The 21716-nt window shown below is 38.9% G+C and carries 18 protein-coding genes; 4 read left to right on the forward strand and 14 right to left on the reverse strand.

Annotated features, from left to right (window positions below; translation table 11 throughout):
• Positions 1–36: 36 nt before the first annotated feature.
• The 5 genes from IQ282_RS10240 to IQ282_RS10260 all read right to left on the reverse strand — a co-directional run bounded on the left by IQ282_RS10240 (position 37) and on the right by IQ282_RS10260 (position 9555).
• Positions 37–867, reverse strand: a complete 831-nt coding sequence (locus tag IQ282_RS10240; protein WP_228547287.1) for an alpha/beta hydrolase family protein — start codon at positions 865–867, stop codon at positions 37–39.
• Positions 867–3599: a PD-(D/E)XK nuclease family protein gene (locus IQ282_RS10245; protein WP_194851766.1), complete on the reverse strand. Its 2733-nt coding sequence runs from the start codon at positions 3597–3599 to the stop codon at positions 867–869. Before IQ282_RS10245 ends, IQ282_RS10240 begins: the two co-directional genes overlap by 1 nt.
• 93 nt (positions 3600–3692) lie before the next feature.
• Positions 3693–5057, reverse strand: coding sequence for an OmpA family protein (locus tag IQ282_RS10250; protein WP_194851767.1), 1365 nt, complete (start codon positions 5055–5057; stop codon positions 3693–3695).
• Positions 5058–5167: 110 nt separating this feature from the next.
• Positions 5168–6367, reverse strand: coding sequence for a glycine C-acetyltransferase (gene kbl, locus IQ282_RS10255; protein WP_194851768.1), 1200 nt, complete (start codon positions 6365–6367; stop codon positions 5168–5170).
• Between the two features lie 41 nt (positions 6368–6408).
• Positions 6409–9555: a UvrD-helicase domain-containing protein gene (locus IQ282_RS10260; protein ID WP_194851769.1), complete on the reverse strand. Its 3147-nt coding sequence runs from the start codon at positions 9553–9555 to the stop codon at positions 6409–6411.
• Between the two features lie 345 nt (positions 9556–9900).
• Between IQ282_RS10260 and IQ282_RS10265 the strand changes: the two genes are divergently transcribed.
• Positions 9901–10509, forward strand: a complete 609-nt coding sequence (locus IQ282_RS10265; protein WP_194851770.1) for a superoxide dismutase — start codon at positions 9901–9903, stop codon at positions 10507–10509.
• A gap of 55 nt (positions 10510–10564) precedes the next feature.
• Here the strand turns inward: IQ282_RS10265 and IQ282_RS10270 are convergent, their stop codons facing one another.
• The 4 genes from IQ282_RS10270 to IQ282_RS10285 all read right to left on the reverse strand — a co-directional run bounded on the left by IQ282_RS10270 (position 10565) and on the right by IQ282_RS10285 (position 14625).
• A complete protein-coding gene (locus IQ282_RS10270) occupies positions 10565–10987 on the reverse strand; it encodes an RDD family protein (protein ID WP_194851771.1) in 423 nt (140 codons plus the stop codon).
• Between the two features lie 17 nt (positions 10988–11004).
• Complete coding sequence (locus tag IQ282_RS10275; RefSeq protein WP_194851772.1) at positions 11005–12903, reverse strand: amidophosphoribosyltransferase; 1899 nt, start codon at positions 12901–12903, stop codon at positions 11005–11007.
• A 60-nt stretch (positions 12904–12963) separates the two neighbouring features.
• Entirely contained in the window at positions 12964–13884 is a 921-nt protein-coding gene (locus IQ282_RS10280; RefSeq protein ID WP_194851773.1) for a PfkB family carbohydrate kinase, read from the reverse strand.
• 66 nt (positions 13885–13950) lie between these two features.
• Positions 13951–14625: an NAD-dependent epimerase/dehydratase family protein gene (locus IQ282_RS10285; RefSeq protein WP_194851774.1), complete on the reverse strand. Its 675-nt coding sequence runs from the start codon at positions 14623–14625 to the stop codon at positions 13951–13953.
• Positions 14626–14718: 93 nt separating this feature from the next.
• Between IQ282_RS10285 and dinB the strand changes: the two genes are divergently transcribed.
• Complete coding sequence (gene dinB / locus IQ282_RS10290; protein WP_194851775.1) at positions 14719–15804, forward strand: DNA polymerase IV; 1086 nt, start codon at positions 14719–14721, stop codon at positions 15802–15804.
• Between the two features lie 329 nt (positions 15805–16133).
• Here the strand turns inward: dinB and pyk are convergent, their stop codons facing one another.
• The 5 genes from pyk to IQ282_RS10315 form a co-directional block, all read right to left on the reverse strand.
• Positions 16134–17567 carry a pyruvate kinase gene (pyk, locus tag IQ282_RS10295; protein WP_228547288.1) on the reverse strand — a complete coding sequence of 478 codons (1434 nt, stop codon included), beginning with the start codon at positions 17565–17567 and terminating at the stop codon, positions 16134–16136.
• Positions 17567–18079: an IPExxxVDY family protein gene (locus IQ282_RS10300; RefSeq protein ID WP_228547289.1), complete on the reverse strand. Its 513-nt coding sequence runs from the start codon at positions 18077–18079 to the stop codon at positions 17567–17569. The genes pyk and IQ282_RS10300 overlap by 1 nt, the downstream gene beginning before the upstream one ends.
• Positions 18080–18268: 189 nt before the next feature.
• A complete protein-coding gene (gene rnc / locus IQ282_RS10305; protein WP_194851776.1) occupies positions 18269–19015 on the reverse strand; it encodes a ribonuclease III in 747 nt (248 codons plus the stop codon).
• A 15-nt stretch (positions 19016–19030) separates the two neighbouring features.
• Entirely contained in the window at positions 19031–20278 is a 1248-nt protein-coding gene (gene fabF, locus IQ282_RS10310) for a beta-ketoacyl-ACP synthase II (protein WP_194851777.1), read from the reverse strand.
• A gap of 10 nt (positions 20279–20288) precedes the next feature.
• Positions 20289–20525 (reverse strand): acyl carrier protein, encoded by a 237-nt coding sequence (locus tag IQ282_RS10315; RefSeq protein WP_015361896.1) that lies wholly within the window; start codon positions 20523–20525, stop codon positions 20289–20291.
• A gap of 134 nt (positions 20526–20659) precedes the next feature.
• Here IQ282_RS10315 and purN point away from each other — a divergent pair, with 134 nt between their 5' ends.
• Positions 20660–21223 carry a phosphoribosylglycinamide formyltransferase gene (purN, locus tag IQ282_RS10320; protein WP_194851778.1) on the forward strand — a complete coding sequence of 188 codons (564 nt, stop codon included), beginning with the start codon at positions 20660–20662 and terminating at the stop codon, positions 21221–21223.
• The gene (gene rnhA / locus IQ282_RS10325; RefSeq protein ID WP_194851779.1) at positions 21220–21708 is read left to right on the forward strand and encodes a ribonuclease HI; all 489 of its coding nucleotides are present in this window, start codon (positions 21220–21222) and stop codon (positions 21706–21708) included. Before purN ends, rnhA begins: the two co-directional genes overlap by 4 nt.
• The last annotated feature ends 8 nt before the right edge of the window (positions 21709–21716 follow it).

Here is a 21716-nt window from a genome sequence, read left to right on the forward strand (position 1 = left end):
GGGTTAGGTTATTCATCAAGTATTTAAAATATTGAATTATTTTAAAAAATTAATGGTGCACTGAACAGCTTGTCGCAAATCAGCTGGCATTAATTTGGATTCCCACGGGTGCGAGGCACCGAAGGTATGTCCCGCATTCCTAAGCAGCGATAATTGACCATAATTACTGGCTTTTTTCAATCGATAAGCATCATTGACGGGTACGGTTTCATCACCTGTTCCATGAACTATTAAATGTGGGATTTTAAGATTTGAAGCGGCGTTAAGAATGTTGAGTTTTTCCTTATTTATCTCAAAATCTTCATACATCTGATAATAGAGAGGCATGTCCTGATGCGTACGACCATTTTTCACATAGTAAACGCCGTCTTTTTTCCATTTTTCTAAATCTGCTCCAGATGGAAAGCGTTCTTCATAATCTGCCACGCCCGCCATGGTAACTATTTTTTTTATGCGGTGATCACTCGCCGCGGCAATGGTTGTAATCCCGCCAGCTCTGGAGTGACCTATAATATTTATTTGATCCTTAAATATGGGTAGGTCTGACAATTCTAACCAGTCTAGAACTCTTACTAAATCGCGAACTTCCAGGCTGTAATTATTGTTGCCGAATGCCTCAAGGTTTGGAAAGTCAATCGGTTGCTCTTGTGTGCCGCCATTGTGTGAGAAGTTAAATTTGATGAATAGGAATCCCGCTTTCGCGAAAGCGTCTCCCATTAAATTCCACGCTCCCCAGTCTTTATAACCTTTCAACCCGTGACAGAACACCACAACCGGCAGTTTATTTTCCGTAGGGGTAAAAGTGTAATCCAGCAAAATGGATTTTCCGTTTTCTGATGCAATTTGAATGTTGTTTTTTTGATTCATCATACAGGTTTTTCTATTAATGGAATTTCTGGATTGAATAACTCTCTGATTAAGTCTATGAGTTGGATTTCAAATTCATCTAAAACCTCGTTATCTATAGTTTTAAGCTCAAATCTAGTTTTGGGCTTCACAGCAAAAGATATAAATCCACTGTTGAAATTTTTAAAGCTAATGATTCCAGCTTCTGCAGTTTTCACAGAATGGCTTTTCATGTAGAGGTAAGCATACATCAAAACCTGAAAGGCTTTAGAACGCTCATAATCTGATATTAATACTGAATAATCATTATCTACGGCAACATTGCGCTGGTTCACGCTGCCGCTTTTATAATCGATAATACGTAATGTTCCATCAAGTCGATCAACGCGATCTATTTTACCGTGTAACTTAATGATCCCTATTTTAGGAATTTCAATAGAGGTACTCAATTCCTGTTCAACGCTTTCAATAATCAACTCCCTTCCCGCAGCGACCAACTCCCTATCGCTATTAATCATCTTTTTAACGTAGTGCAGTGACACTTCATAAATAATTTTATTCTTACCCGTCGGCTGAGATTGGGATAGATAGCATTTTTTATAGGCCAGATCTAACTCTAAAGGGATTTGTTTTTCTATGAGTTTGAAATCCGCATCGGTTAGTACTATTTTTTGATATTTTTGATATAAACGGTCCAGTGCCTCATGAATAATGGATCCCATTGTGTTTAATGCAATGTCTTCCTCTACATCTTCAAGATCTGAAATCGATAGGATTTTATTTGCAAAAAAATCGATCGGATTACGCACATATCCGGTCAATGAAGATGGCGAGAATCCTTTTGCTGCAATCTCTTTTAAACGGTCGAAATAAAGATCATTTTTAGTAATTTGTATAAGTTCGTTTTTTACGGCATTTACTTTGTGATAATAATTAGTTTGGGTTAGTTTATGATTAGGTAAAGTATCTGTTTCTAGTTGTAACAGGAATCTACTTTTCTCACCACCACCTAATGTGTCAGATTCTGAATTATATATAAAAGTTGCTTGATCACAGCGGTGTAATAATCTATAAAAGTGATAGGCATAAACGCTGTCTTTCTCTGTATACGTAGGTAATCCAAAGGAGCGTTTCATCTCATAGGGAATGTATGAAGAATGTGATTTTCCTGCTGGAAGTACGCCCTCGTTAACAGACAGCATTATCACATTTTTAAAATCGAGGGCTCTGGTTTCCAGTAATCCCATTAATTGTAGGCCTTTTATGGGTTCACCTATAAAATCTAGTTTTTTTAACGGTAAGATTTGTCTAAGTAAATAGGCGAGCGTCCTAAGGTCGTTTATGTTGTTGTTCTCTCTAACAAGCTGGATCAATTCATCCTGAACTTCCGTCATGCCTAGCAATTGTTCTAATTCGAGTTTCGAATTTTTTAAGGTCATTAATTGTTTCTTTAATTGCTCTAATAACTGATCGACAAGTTTCAAAATCTCTTTTGGGTCCTTGAGAGGAGTCATCAAAATGTGTAAAAAGGAACCAGTATCTGGCCTTAATTTCTCTAGATTCACATAGATTAAATTTTCTCTGCGTATCTTTTGAATTGCCTCAGAAACCTGAACCGGTGATAAGATCGAGGCAAAGGAGGATTCTAGAACCCGAATTATATTTTTATAGTAAAAACCATCAACACTATGCTCTTTATGTAACTTAAATATGTCGAGAAAAAAGGAGGAGATGGGCAATTGATCTAGACTCAAACCCATTGTGATGTTAAACGCCTTTACATTATCGGGCATGGCGCTTAATAATGGTAGGAGTAGAGCCTCATCGGCTAGAATTACCGCTGTTTCTTTTAGCTCTGCTTCTGATAGTACGGACAAATAAGAACTGGCTGCCTGCACCATTCCTAAATTACCTGTAGTACTAATGAAGTTTAATTCTTTGGGTTCTGAATAATTTTGAGATATAAAGTCAAGTTCTTTTCCTTTATAGTAACTCCAGTGATCGCGATGTTCTCTTATAAATTTTCCAGCTTCATGATAAGACCTATCAATAAAATAAGTATCAGCATCCCAGAAAATTAATGAGTTTCCTCGATTCAACATTAGTTGAATTATTTTTGATTCTGCAGTGTTAAGTGCGTTAAGTCCTATGAAAACAGTTAATTCTTGGGTTTTTTCAGGGTTCTCTACCGACTGCGCTTTCGCGAAAGCGGTTCTATAGGCAAGACCTTGATACGCCACTTTATTTGAGAAGAGAACCTCTGTTAAAGATGTATAATATTTATAGAGTTGTTTCCAAAAACTCAAATATTGAGTGATCATCTGAGTTGGATTTGCATCAAGGGACCAGTGTCTGTCCGTATCTAAAGCTTTAAAATTCCCTAAATAATCAAAGAATTGTTCTGTATCCACCAGATAGCGATCGATCTCATTAAAATCTTGTAGAATTGTGGGTGCCCAACCTATGAAAGTATCAAAGTTATCCCGCTTCCCTTCAGGCTCAACCATGCAATAAGCCTGATAGAAATAGGGTAGAATATCGAGATCTGCTAAAATATGCAAACCTGACTTTTCCTGAATAAAGTCCTCAATACTTTGCGTTTGAGGCTCGAAAACAGGTTGACTCAACTTTTTGGCTATGGCTTTATTTAAAAAAACACCCACTCGTCTGCTAGGCACCACATAATGGACACTCACGGGATCAATTCCTTGAGATGTCAGTTTATTTAATACGGTTTCTATAAAGGTATGCATGGTAATTATGAAGTTGAATCGATCTTAAAAATAAGGCATAAAAAAACGCCATCTGTCAAGATGGCGTTTCTAAAATGATTTTAAATTACTGAATTACTTTTTCAAGTTAATTTCAGTACGTCTGTTTTGTTGTTTTCCAGCTGCAGTACTATTGTCAGCGATAGGCTTACTCTCACCGAAACCTTCAGCAGATAATCTATTGCTTTCAATACCACCATTAACTAGATATCTAAGTACAGAATTAGCTCTTTCGTCAGATAATTTTTGGTTAGAAGCTTCAGATCCTACACTATCGGTATGACCGTCGATAGAAAATTTAGCATCTGGATACTTTTCTAAGATTGTAATTATATCCTTAAGAGTTTGAGCAGATTCCTTTTGGATAGAATACTTAGCTGTATCAAACAAGATTGTTCTAGCATAAGCATTCAATTGTTTTTGCTCTTCCATAGTTGGTACTGCAGGACGTGGACATCCTTGAAGTTCAGCAACACCTGCTTCATTAGGACATTTGTCATCTTTATCAGCTATTCCATCACCATCTGTATCAGGACAACCGTTGAATTTAGCTAAACCAGCAACAGTAGGACATTCATCATCTTTGTCAGCAATACCATCACCATCTGTATCAGGACATCCATTAAGCGCTACTAAACCTGCAACCTCAGGACATTCATCATCTTTATCAAGTACAGTGTCACCATCTGTGTCAGGACAACCATTGGTAGCAGCAGGACCTGCAACTAATGGACATGCATCCTCACTATCTTTTATACCATCACCATCAGAATCAGGACAACCATTGAATTGTTCTAGACCTGGAGTCTCAGGACATTCATCTTTATTGTCTGGAATACCGTCACCATCAGTATCAACAGCTCCCCATGCAAACTTAATCCCGGCTACATGCTGGAAGTGTTTAGGGCTTGCATCTTCAAATGCATGCTTGTAAGTAGTTTGAACATTAAAATAAACGCTTTCAGCTAATCTAATGTCAAATCCTACTGTACCATTAAAGGTACCGAAAGAAATGTCATCTATAAATTGATAAGAACCACCAATACCAAGGTAAGGATTGAATAAGTCGCTACCGTTGTAGATTTCACGAAGATTATATCTAAGTCCACCATCAAAACTGTAATATGCCATGTCACTTACTCTTGTGTCGCCTACTCGATCAATTTTGCTCAAAGAAGCTGCAAGAGTTGAAACAATACCATCACCAATATAATAGCCCACCTCAACACGAGTAGGGGCGGTTAAAATGTTATAGTGATCCACATTAAAGAATTCATCAAAGTATCCTCCTAATCCTTGATCTTCCTCACCTACGGGATAAAGATCAATAGCAGTGACACCTACAGAAACTGCAAAGCGGTTTGTCTCGTCTTGTGCTTGAACAATACCTGCAGAAAGCAAGATTGCACCAGCAATAAACAATTTAAAATAATTTTTCATGTTGGTTTAATTTAGATTTACAACTGAGCAAAAATAATTTGTTCTTAGTCAATTGCAAGCATTATGGTTTAAAATTATTGTAATTAGATAACTACCAAACGGATAAACTGTTAATTTTTGATAATATTTAGGGCTTTTCCTACTTTTTCAAAGGCATTAATAGCTTTATCCAGGTGTGCTTGAGAATGGGCAGCACTTAATTGTACTCTAATACGAGCCTTTTCCTTAGGTACTACGGGAAAAAAGAAGCCAATTACATAAATTCCTTCCTCCAGCAACATATCTGCCATCTTCTGTGACAGTTTTGCATCGTATAACATTACGGGAACAATTGCGCTCTCTCCATCGACAAAATCAAAGCCTAATTTTTGCATTCCTTTTTTGAAATAGGCGGTATTCGATTGCACTTTTTCAATTAGGTCAGTGCTGGAATCTATCAGTTCTAAAGCTTTTATGGAAGCGCCTACAATAGAAGGTGCTAGAGAATTAGAGAAAAGGTAAGGTCTTGAACGCTGGCGTAAGATTTCAATCACCTCTTTATTTGCACAAGTATAACCACCCATTGCACCACCCAAAGCTTTTCCTAATGTCCCTGTCACTATATCGATGCGACCTAGTACACCTTTAGCTTCTAGAGATCCACGACCTGTGTCACCTAAGAAACCTGCGGCGTGACATTCATCTACCATTACAAGTGCGTCATACTTATCTGCGAGATCACAGATTTTATCTAGAGGAGCTAATATCCCATCCATGGAAAATACACCGTCAGTTACAATCACCTTATGACGCGCTCCATCTTCATTAGCCTGCTTTAATTGCTTCTCCAGGTCAGTCATGTCTGCATTTGCATAACGGTATCGCGCTGCTTTACATAAACGAACGCCATCAATAATGGAAGCGTGATTTAAAGAATCTGAAATGATAGCATCCTCTTTTCCTAATAACGGTTCAAATACACCGGCATTAGCATCAAAACACGCTGCATATAATATGGTGTCTTCCATACCATAGAAATCGGCAAGTTTTTGTTCTAGTTCCTTGTGAATATCTTGAGTTCCACAAATGAATCGTACAGAACTCATTCCAAAACCATGACTGTCGAGTGTATCTTTAGCTGCTTGTATCACCTCTGGATGTGAGGAAAGACCTAAGTAATTGTTGGCACAGAAGTTAATAACCTCGCTGCCGTCTTCTAAAGTGATTACCGCATCTTGAGGCGATGTGATAATGCGCTCCTTTTTATAAAGACCGGCGTCCTTTATCTCGTCCAGTTCTTTTTGTAGAAATTCTTGAATTGCTCCGTACATAATATGCTTCTTTTCTCACAAAGATAACGACTATAAAACATCTAGCTCCAGCTCACGATGTTCAAATCGTCTGTATAGATTAAGATCTTGCGATCAATCGTATATCCCATAGAGATCAATAATGTGCCATAACCTTCAAGCTGTAATTTATGTTTCTCATTCTCGCCACCCGTTTTGTAATCTATAATGATTATGGATTTTCCTTTTCTAACTAATCGATCTGGAATAGCCTTACTACCATCGGTTTTTAAAATTCCTTTTTCATTGATTCCATCAACTCCTTTTTCATAATAGATTGCTAGATCAGGATGAAAAATGATTTTTCTTATTTTATCAATCAATTCTTGGCCTTCAACATCAGTAAAGCTGCGATCCAGTGTCACAGCGTCCTCAACATCTTCTAGGCCTGCAACGTCTGATAATAGCGACAAGTAATAATGCAATTGCGTTCCAGCTTCAATTGCATCAATGGCACCGCTTGCCCATAACAACCCTTTACGCGTAGAAAATGTAGACCTATTGGTCAAGTGACTTACAAAATAGCTGTCCATCAATTCGCTTGTAGCCACCGCAGTTTTTTTAGAGATTTTAAGAGAAGATCCATTTTGTGCTGTCTTATAGCCGTTCTTTTCTTCAAGTTCCCAACTGGATTTATCGATGAACTCCATCAGTAATTTGCTGTAGTTTTTCTTTTCCTTTTTATTTTCAAGACAACTCACATACAGCTGTTCCTTAGCACGCGTAAAGGCTACATATAAGGTATTGATCTGATCCATTTCTGCTTTTGAAAGTTGTTCTAAGTACATTTCTGACGCTGGCTGTGGATATTGTAAACACTCTTTCTTAAGCGAAATATACAGGTGTTCAAATCCTTGATACTCCTCTGCTGTTACTGGCATCCATCCCGTAACATCTCTCGCATCATCTAGAATCACATCACAATAGGGAACGATTACTACTGGAAATTCTAGACCTTTAGACTTGTGAATTGTCATTATCTGGACTGCTGTAGGATCATCTGCGGCAGGAACGCTCAAGCCATTTTGCTTGTGTTCCCACTGCTCTAAAAATGCTGATGCGGTCTTTTGAAGTCCTGCGGCAAATTCAAATACAAATTCCAGAAATGCCTGCAACCTCATGTCATGATTCTTTAATAAATCCAGTGCGACTGCTGCTTTTTCGGTTGCTTGAAATAAGGGCGCTTTCGCGAAAGCGAGATAGACATCACCCTCACTACTCAATATATTTTTAGAAATATCCTTAAGACTGGTATGCAAATGTTCCTGGATAAAATCATGGATGTCACCCAAGTTTTGTAGGAGGGCATATTGCAATAAAAATTCATAACGTGGCTGTTGCTGCTCTGGATAGAGACACATTCTCATGTATTGAACCAGCAATTGAACGCGTGGTGAAGCCGCTACTAATAAACTATCGCTGGAAACCACGCTCATATCGTTGCGCACTAAATATTGCGCAATTTCATCGCCTTGTTTCTTCTTACGTACTAAAACACAGATCTCATTAGGTGCAAAACCAGCATCAAGTGCCTGATCTATTTGCCGCTTGACGTGCAGCGGGTAAATGGTATTTAATTCTTCATCTTCTTCTAACGCCTCCTTTTCATCGCCGTCTAAAAAGTCGATCTGAACATATCCGCCGGTTTTATGAGTGGGTTCTTGATGAAGGTATTCTTGATAGAGGTTTTTATAAAGCTCGCTGCTGAGGTATCCACCATAATGATTGAAAAAGGCATTGTTGAAAGAAATAATGCCATCATAACTGCGCCAGTTTGTACCTAGCGTTACATTACTTTTCTCTTGCATGAACAGTTGATCACCAGTGAGAATATTTAGAAACTGATCTGCATCGCCACCTCGCCATCGATAAATGGATTGCTTTGCATCACCTACCAGCATAAGGCTACCGCGAGTACCATCAGGACGTTCCTGACTAATAGGATTTTCAATAAGCGGCATGAGGTTTTCCCATTGCATGCGACTGGTATCCTGAAATTCATCCACAAAGTAATGACGGTAGCGCTCGCCTAATCGTTCATAAACAAATGGTGCGGGCTGATCTTTTATCTGTCTCGATAGAATGCCATTAAATTCATGTATAGGCACGATCTGCTCATCTGCTGTAATTTTATCTATTTCTTTGATCAGTTCATTGAGTAGAGAAAGCGCAGTGATACTGGATAATGCATTGCGATGCATTGAAATAACACCGGATTGTTCTTGAAATTCCTGAATGAGACTTGCAAGTTCTGCCTGTTTATTATCTATTAAATCCTTATTCCCAGCTGCACTAGTTCCCGCAACCGATTCTGTCAAGGCTTTGTCTAAATATTTTTGCTGCCCATTGGGAGGTATGTTGTTTTCAGCAATCTTTTTAATCCATCCATAAATACCTCTAGATTTTCCCGAGAAATCATCTGATGTTAGACCATTAGAATCATAATAGGAAATGAGGTCTTTACCTTGTTTCACCAGGCTTGTTTCGGCGCTGTTGATTAATTCATATAATTTTTTGCGTAATAGCAGAAAATCGGCAATGGTTTTTGTCTTGAGATGTTCTAGATAATGATAATGAGATTCACTCAAAATCAAACGGGCCACATTGTGTAGGTCAAATTCAATATCCCAACTTTTTCCTTCGTCAATTTTAGAAAGGGAGAATTCGATGAGTAATTTAGTCAGTTGTTTTTCTTTCCCAGCTCTTGAGAGCAGGTTATGAATAGCTTTAGAAATCAGGCTATCGCTATCCAACTCAATTTCAAAACCATCTGGCAACTCCACTTCGCGAGCAAACGTCCTTAGAATCCTGTGATTAAAACTGTCAATGGTGACAATATCAAACGCCGCATAGTCGTGCAGAAGTTTCTGCTCGATATTGATTGCTTTAGTCCGCAGTTGGTCATCGTTCATTCCAGTTTCTATCTGGATGTGATCTTTGATGGTCTGTAATTCTTCAGGTAAATTTTTCTGAGTTAAATGATGCAAGTTCTCTAGGATGCGCTGCTTCATTTCGGCCACCGCTTTATTTGTAAATGTTACCGCCAGGATTTCTCGATAGCCATTGTGGAAATTGCTTTTGAAGAGTAATGTCAAATAATCTCTTGCAAGAGTATATGTTTTTCCTGAACCTGCGCTGGCGCTATAGAATGTAGTGGGCTGATGCTGCATACCCAAATTTACCAATTAATGATCATTGTTATAGGTATGAAGGCGGTAGAAAGATAAAAGACTTTAGAGGGTAGTTGTAGCGTGGGAAAACGGATTGAGTTTTGAGTCATCCTACCGAAATGTCAAAATTAGATTAAGAAAAGCTCTCCTCTAGGGAAATGTCCGATGGGTAAAGGTGATCCTATCGGTACTTGTTAGCTAAATTGATTTCAGAACCAGCCCATCAAAAAGTCTTTTCCCACCGTTAATGTTTATGCATATTATAACACCTACAATTTTATGTAAAGCCATTGTTGATGTAACTTTATACCTAAGCACTGAATAACTAACTAAAAATATAAAATAATGGCTTTCGAATTACCAAAATTAGATTACGCATATGACGCGTTAGAACCAAGTATAGATGCAAAAACAATGGAGATTCACCATACAAAGCATCATCAAGGATATACTGATAAATTAAATGCCGCAATTAAAGGCACAGAATACGAAGGGAAGACAATTGAGAACATTCTCAAGAATGTTGACATGGAAAACAAAGCAGTTAGAAATAATGGCGGCGGATTTTATAACCACAGCCTTTTCTGGAAAATCATGTCTCCAAATGGTGGAGGTCATCCTTCAGGCGAATTGAAAACAGCGATCGAAAAAGAATTCGGTAGCTATGAAGAATTCAAAACTAAATTTGAAGAAACGGCTAAAGGCCAGTTCGGTTCAGGTTGGGCATTCTTATGTGTTCATGAAGGTGGGAAAGTAGCCATTTGTGGATGTCCTAATCAGGACAACTCCTTAATGCCTGGTGTAGGATGTGGTGGAACACCAGTTCTAGGATTAGACGTTTGGGAACACGCATACTACTTGAAATATCAAAACAAACGCCCAGATTACGTGAGCGCATTTTTTGATGTTATCAACTGGGAAGAAGTTTCAAAAATCTATGCTCAGAATAAATAGTCTGTAGCAACTCAAATCAAGAAAGCCCTTTGAATGTAGATTCAAAGGGCTTTTTTTATTTTCCAATATAATGTTTAGAAACGACTATAGTATCTGCCCATAAGTCTCCAACTCTTTGATGATATTCTGTACTTTGTATAACAACAAACCCTACCAAACCAAAAAAGAACATATCAATTGGATCTAATAAATGTCTTTTGAAAGACTCAAGAAATGTTAGTTTTCGATTGATTCCACTTTTGGGTATGGGCTTGATACCGACAATAGTGTTTCCAAAAGTTGCACCGAGTTTTATCTCTACACCTACAGTAAGTACAGACCAACAACCGAAAATAAGAATAGAATAAAGACCATTCATTGAGCTAAGCCCATTTTGATCTTTTGGGATTAGGTAAAGAATCATAATAATTGATAAAAAATAAATTAATGCGTAGTCTATCAATCCTGCGAAAAATCTTCTTCCTAAAAATGATTTCATTACTACTATCTTAATTATCAATAAGCCCGTTCATCATTCTTCTCATAGAAATTGATAAAGGCTTTATTTACGACACGATTTCCACCATCTGTTGGATAGTTTCCTGTAAAATACCAATCCCCTAAATTCTTAGGGCAAGCTTTATGAAGATTATCCACCGTTTGATAGATCACATCAACTTTTGCATTAATTGTTTCATCAGAGAGTAACTCTGCTATTTTGTCTGAGATTTCTTCATATGTAAATGGATCGTAGAATTCCTTGACATAATTGATGACATCGCGATCTTCGTATTCTAATTGTAATTTACACTTCTCGTAAACTTCTTTTATGACTGATTCCGTCCCGCGGTCTTTGTGCAAATGCAGTGCTGCTTGAAAGGCAACTAATCCTTCCAGTCGTGCCATATCAATCCCATAACAATCAGGATATCTGATTTGTGGTGCACTCGATACAATCACAATGCTTTTAGGGTTCAATCGATCCATCATTTTGAGAATGGATTTTTTCAAGGTAGTACCGCGAACTATGGAATCATCAATGATCACTAAGTTATCAGTAGGTTTGACCACACCATAAGTAACGTCGTAAACGTGTGCCACTAGATCATCGCGGGAGGAATCCTCTGTAATAAAGGTGCGCAGTTTTGCGTCTTTAATGGCAATTTTCTCAGTGCGCAGCTTTCGCGAAAGCGTCTTTTCAACCTGCTCCGCAGTTAGTTTGCCTTCTCCAGCAAGAATGGCATCTCTTTTCTGCTCGTTTAAAACTTGGTGTCCAGCTTCGATCATCCCGTAGAAGGAAGTTTCTGCTGTATTTGGAATGTAAGAGAAAACGCTGTGATCAATGTCACCACCTATTTTCTCCATGATTTTAGGAAATAATAATTTCCCAAGCATTTTGCGTTCCTGATAGATTTCTGCATCGCTACCGCGGGAGAAATAAATGCGTTCAAAAGAACAAGCCTTGCGTTCTAGTGGCTCGCTAATCTGATCTAAAGTCACAGTACCATCTTTCTTAATGATGATCGCTTTACCAGGGTCTAGTTCGTGAACGTCCTCAAATCTGGCATTAAACGCGGTCTGGATTACTGGGCGTTCACTTGCTACTACCACAACCTCGTCATCCTGATAATAATAAGCGGGCCTTATGCCAGCGGGATCGCGCAGTAAAAAGGCATCACCGTGTCCCATTAAACCACCCATCGCATAACCACCATCCCAATCGCGGGCACTTTTACGTAGGATTTTAGCAACATTGATTTCTTCGGCGATTTTAGGAGAAGCTTCAATTTTTGAAAATCCTTTCTTCTTAAATTTCTTGTATAATTTCCGAACCTCGTTGTCCTGGAAATGCCCCACTTTTTCCATCACCGTTACGGTGTCTGCCATATCTTTGGGGTGTTGACCTAGTTCTACGAGCTTATTAAAAAGCTTAGCAACGTTTGTCATATTGAAGTTACCAGCCATAATCAGGTTGCGATGCATCCAGTTATTCTGCCGTAAAAAGGGATGAACCGCTTCTATGGAATTTTTACCAAAGGTTCCATAACGCACGTGTCCCATCAACAATTCTCCCACATAGGGAATGTTCTTTTTTTGAGAATCAACATCATCCTTCATTTCTGGATGAGCCACCATTTCTTCATTGATCCGATTATTAATCTGCGAAAAAATATCTTGAATAGGTTGTGATTCATTGCTGCGCACTCGAGAAATGTAGCGTTCCCCAGGTTTCACATCTAACTTGATACTAGCAAACCCAGCGCCATCCTGACCGCGGTTGTGCTGCTTTTCCATCATTAAGTACATCTTGTTGATGCCGTAAAATGCCGTGCCGTATTTTTCCTTATAATATTCCAGCGGCTTTAACAACCGGATTAAAGCAATACCACATTCATGTTTTAATTCATCGCTCATAGCACTCAGGGGAAAATAGAGTTAAAAAAAGCCCGAAAATCTTTCGGGCTGGTGTTTATATTAGTTTGTTATTTCAAATTTCGTTAGCGACTTGAATTGCTCAAGTCTGCTGCTGATCTCGTCATTCGTAACCGTTTGCATTCTCTCGGTTCCAAACTTCTCTACCGCAAAGGAGGCAAAGTTTGATCCATAAATAATCGCACGTTTCATGTTTTCAAAACTGTAATCTTTACTTGCTGCAAGGAACCCAGCAAAACCACCGGCAAATGTATCTCCAGCTCCAGTAGGGTCAAAAACTTCTTCTAATGGTAAAGCGGGTGCAAAAAAGATATCTCCTTTATGGAATAACAAAGCACCATGCTCTCCTTTTTTGATAACTACAAACTTAGGACCCATCTCATGAATCTTCTTCGCAGCAGTTACAAGGCTGTACTCACCAGATAATTGTCTTGCTTCTTCATCATTAATAGTGATAACGTCAACTTTGGCAATGACCTCTTTCAATAAATCCAGTGCGCTGTCCATCCAGAAATTCATAGTGTCTAGAATGTGAAGATCAGCATCCTTAGTTTGCTCGATCACTCCCAATTGTACTGCTGGATGTAAATTCCCTAGCATTACTACATTCGCATCCTTAAATTGTTCTGGAACTACTGGTTTAAAATCGGCTAGTACATTGAGTTCTGTGGCAAGTGTGTCGCGCGTGTTCATATCATTATGATATTTACCACTCCAGAAAAAAGTTTTCCCGTCTGCAACGATCTCGATTCCTTCAATATTCATTCCTCGATCTTCCAGCATCGTTAGGTAGTTTTCTGGAAAATCTCCACCTACAACGCTCACTAATCCTACCTCAGTATTGAAATGTGAAGCTGCTAACCCGATAAAGGTTGCCGCACCACCTAGAATTTTATCTGTTTTGCCGAATGGCGTCTCAATCGCATCAAATGCTACCGTTCCTACTACTACCAATTTACTCATCAAGAAGAATTTTGTGCAAAAATAAACTTTTTAGATGGCAAAACTGCTGGCTAGAATCACAAGGATTTATGATTCTATAGAAGCAATCTCTTTCAACGCATCGCTTTCAATCCTAGATTGCTTGTAATCATTCACAGCAACGTCTATCATAGCTCTTGCAATAGTTTGAGGATGAATGGTGCGGTACTTTTTAAAACTTCCAACTAACAATGGATCGATCAATTTCTGGAATTTTCCCCATAGATCTTCAAAGGTTCTTTTTTCTTGTCGATCGCCACTTATAAGTGCAGGCTGTACAAAATAACAACGCTCAAATTCAAGTTTTTCAATGTCCCGCTCCATCTCGCCTTTCCCTTTATTATAACTGAATCTGCTATTAGGGTCTGCTCCTAGCGCAGATATAGCAATTACCTTATTTATGCCGTTTTCTCTCGCCGTTTTTGCTACATCTACAGGTAAATCGTGCTCAATGCGATAATATTCCTCAGAATCTGGCGTATTAGCTTTAGTTGTTCCCGTGCAAATAAAAAGATGATCACCTTGAAGTTCCTCTTTATACGTTGTGGGATCAAATAAATCTGCAAGATAATTCTCGTGCTTTGGGTGGTTGTTGGGAATACGCTTTCGCGAAAGCGTAATTACTTTCTCATACCTGCTATCTTCTAGCAGTTGTAGTAATAATGTAGAACCTACTAGTCCTGTTGCGCCGATGATAACCGCGCTTAATCCTTTATTTTCCATACCTACAATGTATCACATGAAGCTCATTAATTGTCTTAGTTTTTAGCCAAGATTTAGTCAGCTGGACATTCATGAAACGACTAATTTTGCGATATGTCACTTGAGGATCGGAAAATTATACATGTGGATATGGATGCTTTTTATGCGTCTGTAGAACAGCTTGATGCGCCAGAATTGAGAGGTAAACCTATTGCGGTAGGTGGAGGTAGCCAGCGCGGCGTGGTCGCTGCGGCAAGTTATGAAGCACGTAAATATGGTGTGCGCAGCGCCATGCCCAGTGTAACAGCAAAGCGTTTGTGTCCAGATTTGATTTTTGTAAAAGCCAGGTTTGAACGATATCGTGAAGTTTCCCAACAGATAAGAGAGATATTTTTAGATTATACAGACCTGGTCGAGCCGCTATCTCTAGATGAAGCTTATCTAGATGTTACTGAAAATAAACTCCATTATCCCAGCGCAACTATTATCGCTTATGATATACGACGGCGGATATATGAAACTACAGGATTGACGGCAAGTGCTGGAATCTCGGTAAATAAATTTATTGCCAAAGTCGCTAGCGATTACAACAAACCCAATGGACAAAAAACGATTGTTCCTGATGAGGTTTTAGAATTTTTAGAAGAACTGGAAATTCGCAAGTTTCACGGCATAGGAAAAGTGACGGCTGAAAAAATGTACCAACACGGCATTTTCACCGGCGCAGATCTCAAGACTAAGCCAGTTGAATATCTTGCAGAGCATTTTGGGAAAAGTGGGGTATATTATTTCAACATCGTTCGTGGAATCCATAATAGTGCCGTAAAGCCAGATAGAATCCGTAAGTCGCTGGGAGCTGAGCGTACTTTTTCAGATAATATTTCTAGCGAAATCTTTATGATGGAACGTCTAGACCATATTGCGGAAGAAATAGAAAAACGACTTGCTAAAAATGAAGTCGCAGGAAAAACCATCACTTTAAAAATCAAATACAGCGATTTCAAAATGCAGACTCGCAGTAAGACTGTTTCTTATTTCGTTTCTAAAAAGGCGGAGATATTAGAAATCGCTACGGAGCTGGTACGGCAAGAAAGTTTTAGAGAAAGCGTCCGGTTACTGGGATTGTCTCTTAGTAATCTCAATACAGAAGATAAAGAAGAGGAAGACCTTGTAGAGGTTCAATTAGAATTTTTGTTTTGAAAAATCTTAAACTCAACTTGATTGCTAATTTCGGATAGAAAATAAATGAAAAAGCTTCTATTCCTGGAAATAAGAAACGTGTACAAATTAGGCGAAAGCGAACTCTTTTCGGAAAGGTGGGCAAAGAGAGCGAGAGCGAACTTAGACAAGAAAGGGCGAAGGTGCATAAAGTCTATACTTAGTTCCAAATCGGAAAGAAACTTTCTTGATAATCGATAGAGGTCAAAGCAAAGCAATAAAATCACAAAAAAAACGCTGGTAAAACTCAAAGGTTTTAACAGCGTTCATAATATTCAGTTTTCTAGTTCTTTCGCCTTCATCTTCACCAGTTACTCAATTTCACTAACTCGTAACGTATTCACCATTCCTTTATCGGTTACTGGCATCGCGGCGAGATTTATCAGGAAATCCCCTTTTTCAACAAACTTATTTTCCACGGCAAATTGATTGACGTCCTCAATAGTCTCATCAGTACTTACAAAACGATTGTAACTAAATGCTTGAACTCCCCACAGTAAACTAAGCTGTGTTAGGATTCTGCTATTACTGGTAAAGGTTAAGATATGAGCTGCTGGTCTCCATGCACTTATTTGGAATGCCGTGTAACCACTGTTTGTCATAGTAGTTATGGCTTTTGCATTGATCTCGTTAGCCATTTTAGCAGCGTGATAACATACTGATTTCGTGATGTAACGTTTAGTTTTTATGTGCGGCGCCTCGTGAGGAACTTTTATCAAGTCACTATCTTCAACACTGCGGCAGATGCTTGCCATTTTTTCAATAACCTGAACTGGATATTGACCTACAGAAGTCTCTCCAGATAACATTACAGCATCAGCACCATCCATGACAGAGTTTGCCACATCATTTACTTCTGCTCTGGTGGGTGTTAAACTGGTAATCATCGTTTCCATCATTTGCGTGGCGATAATTACAGGAATACGAGCTTTTTTTGCTTTTAAAACCAGTTGCTTTTGAATCAATGGTACTTCATGGGCAGGGATCTCAACTCCTAAATCTCCACGAGCTACCATTAAACCATCACAATAAGCAACGATTTTATCGATATTTTGAACTGCTTCAGGTTTTTCGATTTTGGCGATAATCGGAATTTTATGCTCAGAATGTTCGCCTATCAATTCTTGAAGCTGGATTAAGTCACGACTGTGACGTACAAAAGATAATGCCATCCAATCCACCTGAAGTTCACAAGCAAATTTTGCATCAATAATGTCTTTTTCTGTTAAGGCAGGAAGGGAAACATTAGTTTGTGGGAGGTTAACTCCTTTTTTAGAACGTAGTGGACCACCTTGTATAACTTTTGTTAACACGTTGCTCTCGCGGTCAGTTTTAACGACTTCAAACATGAGCTTACCGTCGTCTAACAAGATTCTTTCACCTGCTTGAACATCTTTAGGAAAATGATCATAGTTCATGTAAACACGCTCTGCTGTTCCTTTGAATGGCTTTCCAGTAGAAAATGTAATGTGATCACCAGGATGCACAACAATTTCTTCAGCCATAACACCTACACGCAATTTAGGTCCTTGTAAATCTCCCAAAATGCCTACCGCAAACCCATGTTCTTCATTCAGTTCCCTTATCATTTGTACTCGTTCTCGTACGTCAGCATGATCTGCATGAGAAAAATTAATACGGAAAACGTTCACTCCCGCAATTATCATTTTCAGTAATACATCTTTAGTCGCCGTTGCAGGACCTAGAGTTGCAACAATTTTAGTCTTTTTAGGAATACTCTTCATTATTCAAATATTAAATTGTCACTGTGTTTGATAGACAAATAATCTATCTCATAAACAGAAATGACTTGGGGGATTTCGATGATGTCTTTGAGCAGTTTTTCTAAAGGATAATGCTCAGCATCCTTTTCAATTTTAATCAGGTAATCTACTTTTCGGTATTCCTTTATTAGTGTTGTTTTAACTACTGTAGGTTCCTCATTGTCAAACAAACTTCCTGAGCTTGACACCTCTTTATGTTGAGCCTTACAATGATTTGCCACTAAAATGAGATTAACGTTGTGCTCTACATCTTCATAGAGGTAAACTGGAAATTGTGCTACATATTCCTGCATATTGACATCCTGATCTCTGGCTTCTCGTTTAAAAGAAATTTTTAAATGCCTGTTGATCAAAAAAGCCATGCGGTAGGGCTCCACACTGGCGTGTATTCCTATGAGAACAAATGGATCTTCCTCTATTTCCCAACCTGCAATTTTATGTAGTCCCATAGTAACCACAAAGGTAAAAGACAATCTACAACATTGCAGCTTGTAGCTAGTTATTATCAGCTGTTTATCTGCGAAAACGTTTAAGTAATTGAAGTCGCATTAATTACATGCTGTCCTTACCCACTACATGCCTGATAAAAGCGTTAGGAAAAAAGAAATTTTAGCGGAAGCAAAATAATAGCTTCCATCTTAATTTATAGTCACAATCCTTAACTAAGAGCTAGATATCTTATCCTGCAAAGCAAAAAACGCTCTTTTACTAGCTTTTTCTTCTGCCTTTTTCTTAGATGTTGCTCGAGCCTTAGCAATGACTCGTTTATCTATAGAAAGCTTTACGGCAAAGTGTCTTACTTCATTATGACCGGTATCTTCATACACATGAAAATCAAAAGAATTTTTGTTTTTCTGACACCATTCAATTAGCAAGCTTTTATAGGAAATAACTTTCCCGTTGAGAATCTCAATATCGACATAAGGAGCTACAACCTTTTTGCAAATAAACCTTTTACAAGTTTTATAACCTTTATCGAGGTAGACTGCGCCAATTAATGCTTCAAATAAATTGCCATGAATATTATTGCCAAAATGCTTTTTAGGAACCTGGGTTTGTGCAAAAGAAATAAGGCCAAAATCTTGACCCAACTCATTCAAATGTTCCCGACTCACTATCTTAGAACGCATTTTAGTCAAATAACCTTCATCGCCGCTAGGAACCTCGTTGTAAATATATTCTGCAATCACGGCTCCCAGTATAGCGTCTCCCAGAAATTCTAAACGTTCATAGCTTAAAACGTTTCCATCATCACCTTTAAGTCCCATAGATTTATGGGTAAAGGCTGTCTGGTACAGCAGCATATCTTTAGGAGAAAATCCAGTAATTCTTTTAATTCCTTCTTGCAGAGTCTCGGTTTCTTTATTGGGTAGTTTTCGAGATTTGAAAAGGCTTTGGATACGATTCATCTGTTTTTGCAGATCCTAGATCTTTCTAAAAGCGATACAACAGTTATGACCGCCGAAACCGAAAGTATTGCTAAGCGCAACATTTACCTCTCGTTTTTCTGCCTGGTTAAGGATTAGATGTAAAGAAGGATCTATGTTCTCATCAGCAGTAACGTGATTAATGGTAGGAGGAATAATCCCATGATTAATCGCCATAACACTGGCAATCGACTCAATAGCTCCAGCTGCACCTAATAGATGCCCTGTCATTGACTTTGTAGAATTGATGCTAATCTTAGGAGCGTGATCACCAAAAACAGCTTTAATAGCCTTCAGTTCTGCCACATCACCTAATGGAGTAGAAGTACCGTGCGTGTTGATGTGATCTACATCCTCCGCTTTAATACCGGCATTTTCTAAGGTATTTTTCATTACCGCCATAACGCCTTTTCCTTCAGGGTCAGGTGCAGTAATATGGTAAGCGTCGCTAGAGAAACCACCACCGATGACTTCGGCATAGATTTTTGCTCCGCGTGCTTTTGCGTATTCGTAACTTTCCAAAACTAGAGCTCCAGCACCTTCACCCAGTACAAATCCATCTCTAGTCGCATCGAATGGCCTACTGGCAGTTTCTGGACTTTCATTGCGGGTAGATAAAGCATGCATGGCATTAAAACCACCCATACCAGCTTGCGTGATAGCAGCTTCAGAACCACCTGTAATTATTACATCACAATGACCTAACCTTATATAATTAACAGCATCCAGCATAGCGTTAGCACTGGAAGCACAAGCAGAAACCGTCGTGTAGTTAGGTCCCATAAAACCATACTTGATGGAAATGTGGGCTGGAGCGATATCTGCAATCATTTTAGGGATGAAGAATGGATTAAAACGCGGCACACCGTTACCGGCAGCAAACGCCTTGACCTCTTCTTGGAATGTTTCTAGACCGCCTATTCCAGCACCCCAGATAACTCCGACCCTATTTCTATCAATAGAGTCGGTGTCTAATCCAGAGTCAGCAATAGCCTCATCACCAGCAACCACAGCGTACTGTGCAAACCGGTCCATGCGCCTTGCTTCCTTGCGGTCCATGAAATCTTCAACATTAAAGTTTTTGATCTCACAAGCGAATTTTGTCTTGAAATGTTCGGTATCAAAATACGTGATAGGAGCGCAACCGCTCTTACCTGCCTTTAATGCCTCCCAATATTCCTCTAGGTTATTGCCTATAGGAGTAAGGGCACCCATTCCAGTTATAACAACTCGCTTCAATTCCATGTACTCTTAATTAAGCTTTTGCTTCTTCTATATAGGAAACAGCTTGACCTACAGTAGCAATGTTTTCTGCTTGATCGTCTGGGATCTGGATATCAAATTCTTTTTCGAATTCCATGATCAGCTCGACGGTGTCAAGTGAGTCAGCGCCTAGGTCGTTTGTGAAGCTCGCTTCAGTTACTACCTCGTTTTCGTCTACTCCTAGTTTATCAACGATAATCGCTTTAACTCTTGATGCAATGTCAGACATAATAATCTTGTTTTAATTTTAATGAATGGCAAAAATAACAAACTTTGGGACAAAATAGCAGTTCTTTGATTTAAGTGGACAATCATCTGTCATTTTTTTAGACCACTTCCCAACCTCATCCCTATATTTAACCCATGAAGAAACTCGTACTTTTTGCAAGTGGCAGTGGTTCAAACGTTCAGGCGATACTAGATCATTTCACTAATTCTGACCAGATTCAAGTCTCTCTGATATTGTCTAACAACCCACTAGCAGGTGTTTTAGAACGGGCCAAAAAGGCCCAGGTGGAGTGTTTAGTATTTAATAAGTTTGCTTTCGCGGAAGCGGGCTCCATCCACAAAATACTGCAACAAATCAATCCAGACCTGATCATTCTCGCGGGCTTTTTATGGAAAATACCCAATTTCATGGTGACAGAATTTTCTGAAAAAATTATAAATATCCATCCAGCACTTCTTCCCAAATACGGAGGGAAAGGCATGTATGGCAGTCACGTTCACAATGCTGTGGTCGCAAATCAAGAGGTAGAAAGCGGGATTACCATCCATTATGTCAATGAGAATTATGATGAAGGCGCGATCATCAAACAGGCCGTTTGCAACATTCTTCCTTCAGACACTCCAGCTGACGTTGCCCGTAAAATCCACGATCTGGAACAGCAATATTTTCCCATAACCATTGAAAAACTGTTGCAGTGAAAGAAGAAGTACATATATATACAGACGGCAGCTCGCGTGGGAATCCAGGCCCAGGAGGTTACGGGATCGTCATGGAACAAATAGGACGCAATTTTAAAAAGGAGTTTGCCCAGGGCTATCGCAAGACGACCAATAATCGTATGGAATTGCTTGCCGTTATTGTTGCTCTAGAAAAAATAAAAAGACCAGAAATCCCGATCACGGTTTTCACCGACAGTAAATATGTGAGCGATGCGGTCAATAAAAAATGGATCGATGGCTGGATCAAACGCAAATGGAAAAACGTTAAGAATGTCGATCTGTGGAAACGTTTTATAAAGGCCTACAATCAAGCACCAGCAAAATTTACCTGGATCAAAGGCCACAACGATCACCCGCAAAACGAACGCTGCGATCAACTGGCAGTTTATGCCGCCACGCATAAAAAAAATCACCTAGTTGACGAAGGTTATGAGGCTGGGGAGAAGAATTTATTTAAGAAGTAATTGCTAAA

The sequence above is a fragment of the Nonlabens antarcticus genome, from assembly GCF_015356755.1.
Taxonomy (GTDB): Bacteria; Bacteroidota; Bacteroidia; order Flavobacteriales; family Flavobacteriaceae; genus Nonlabens; species Nonlabens antarcticus.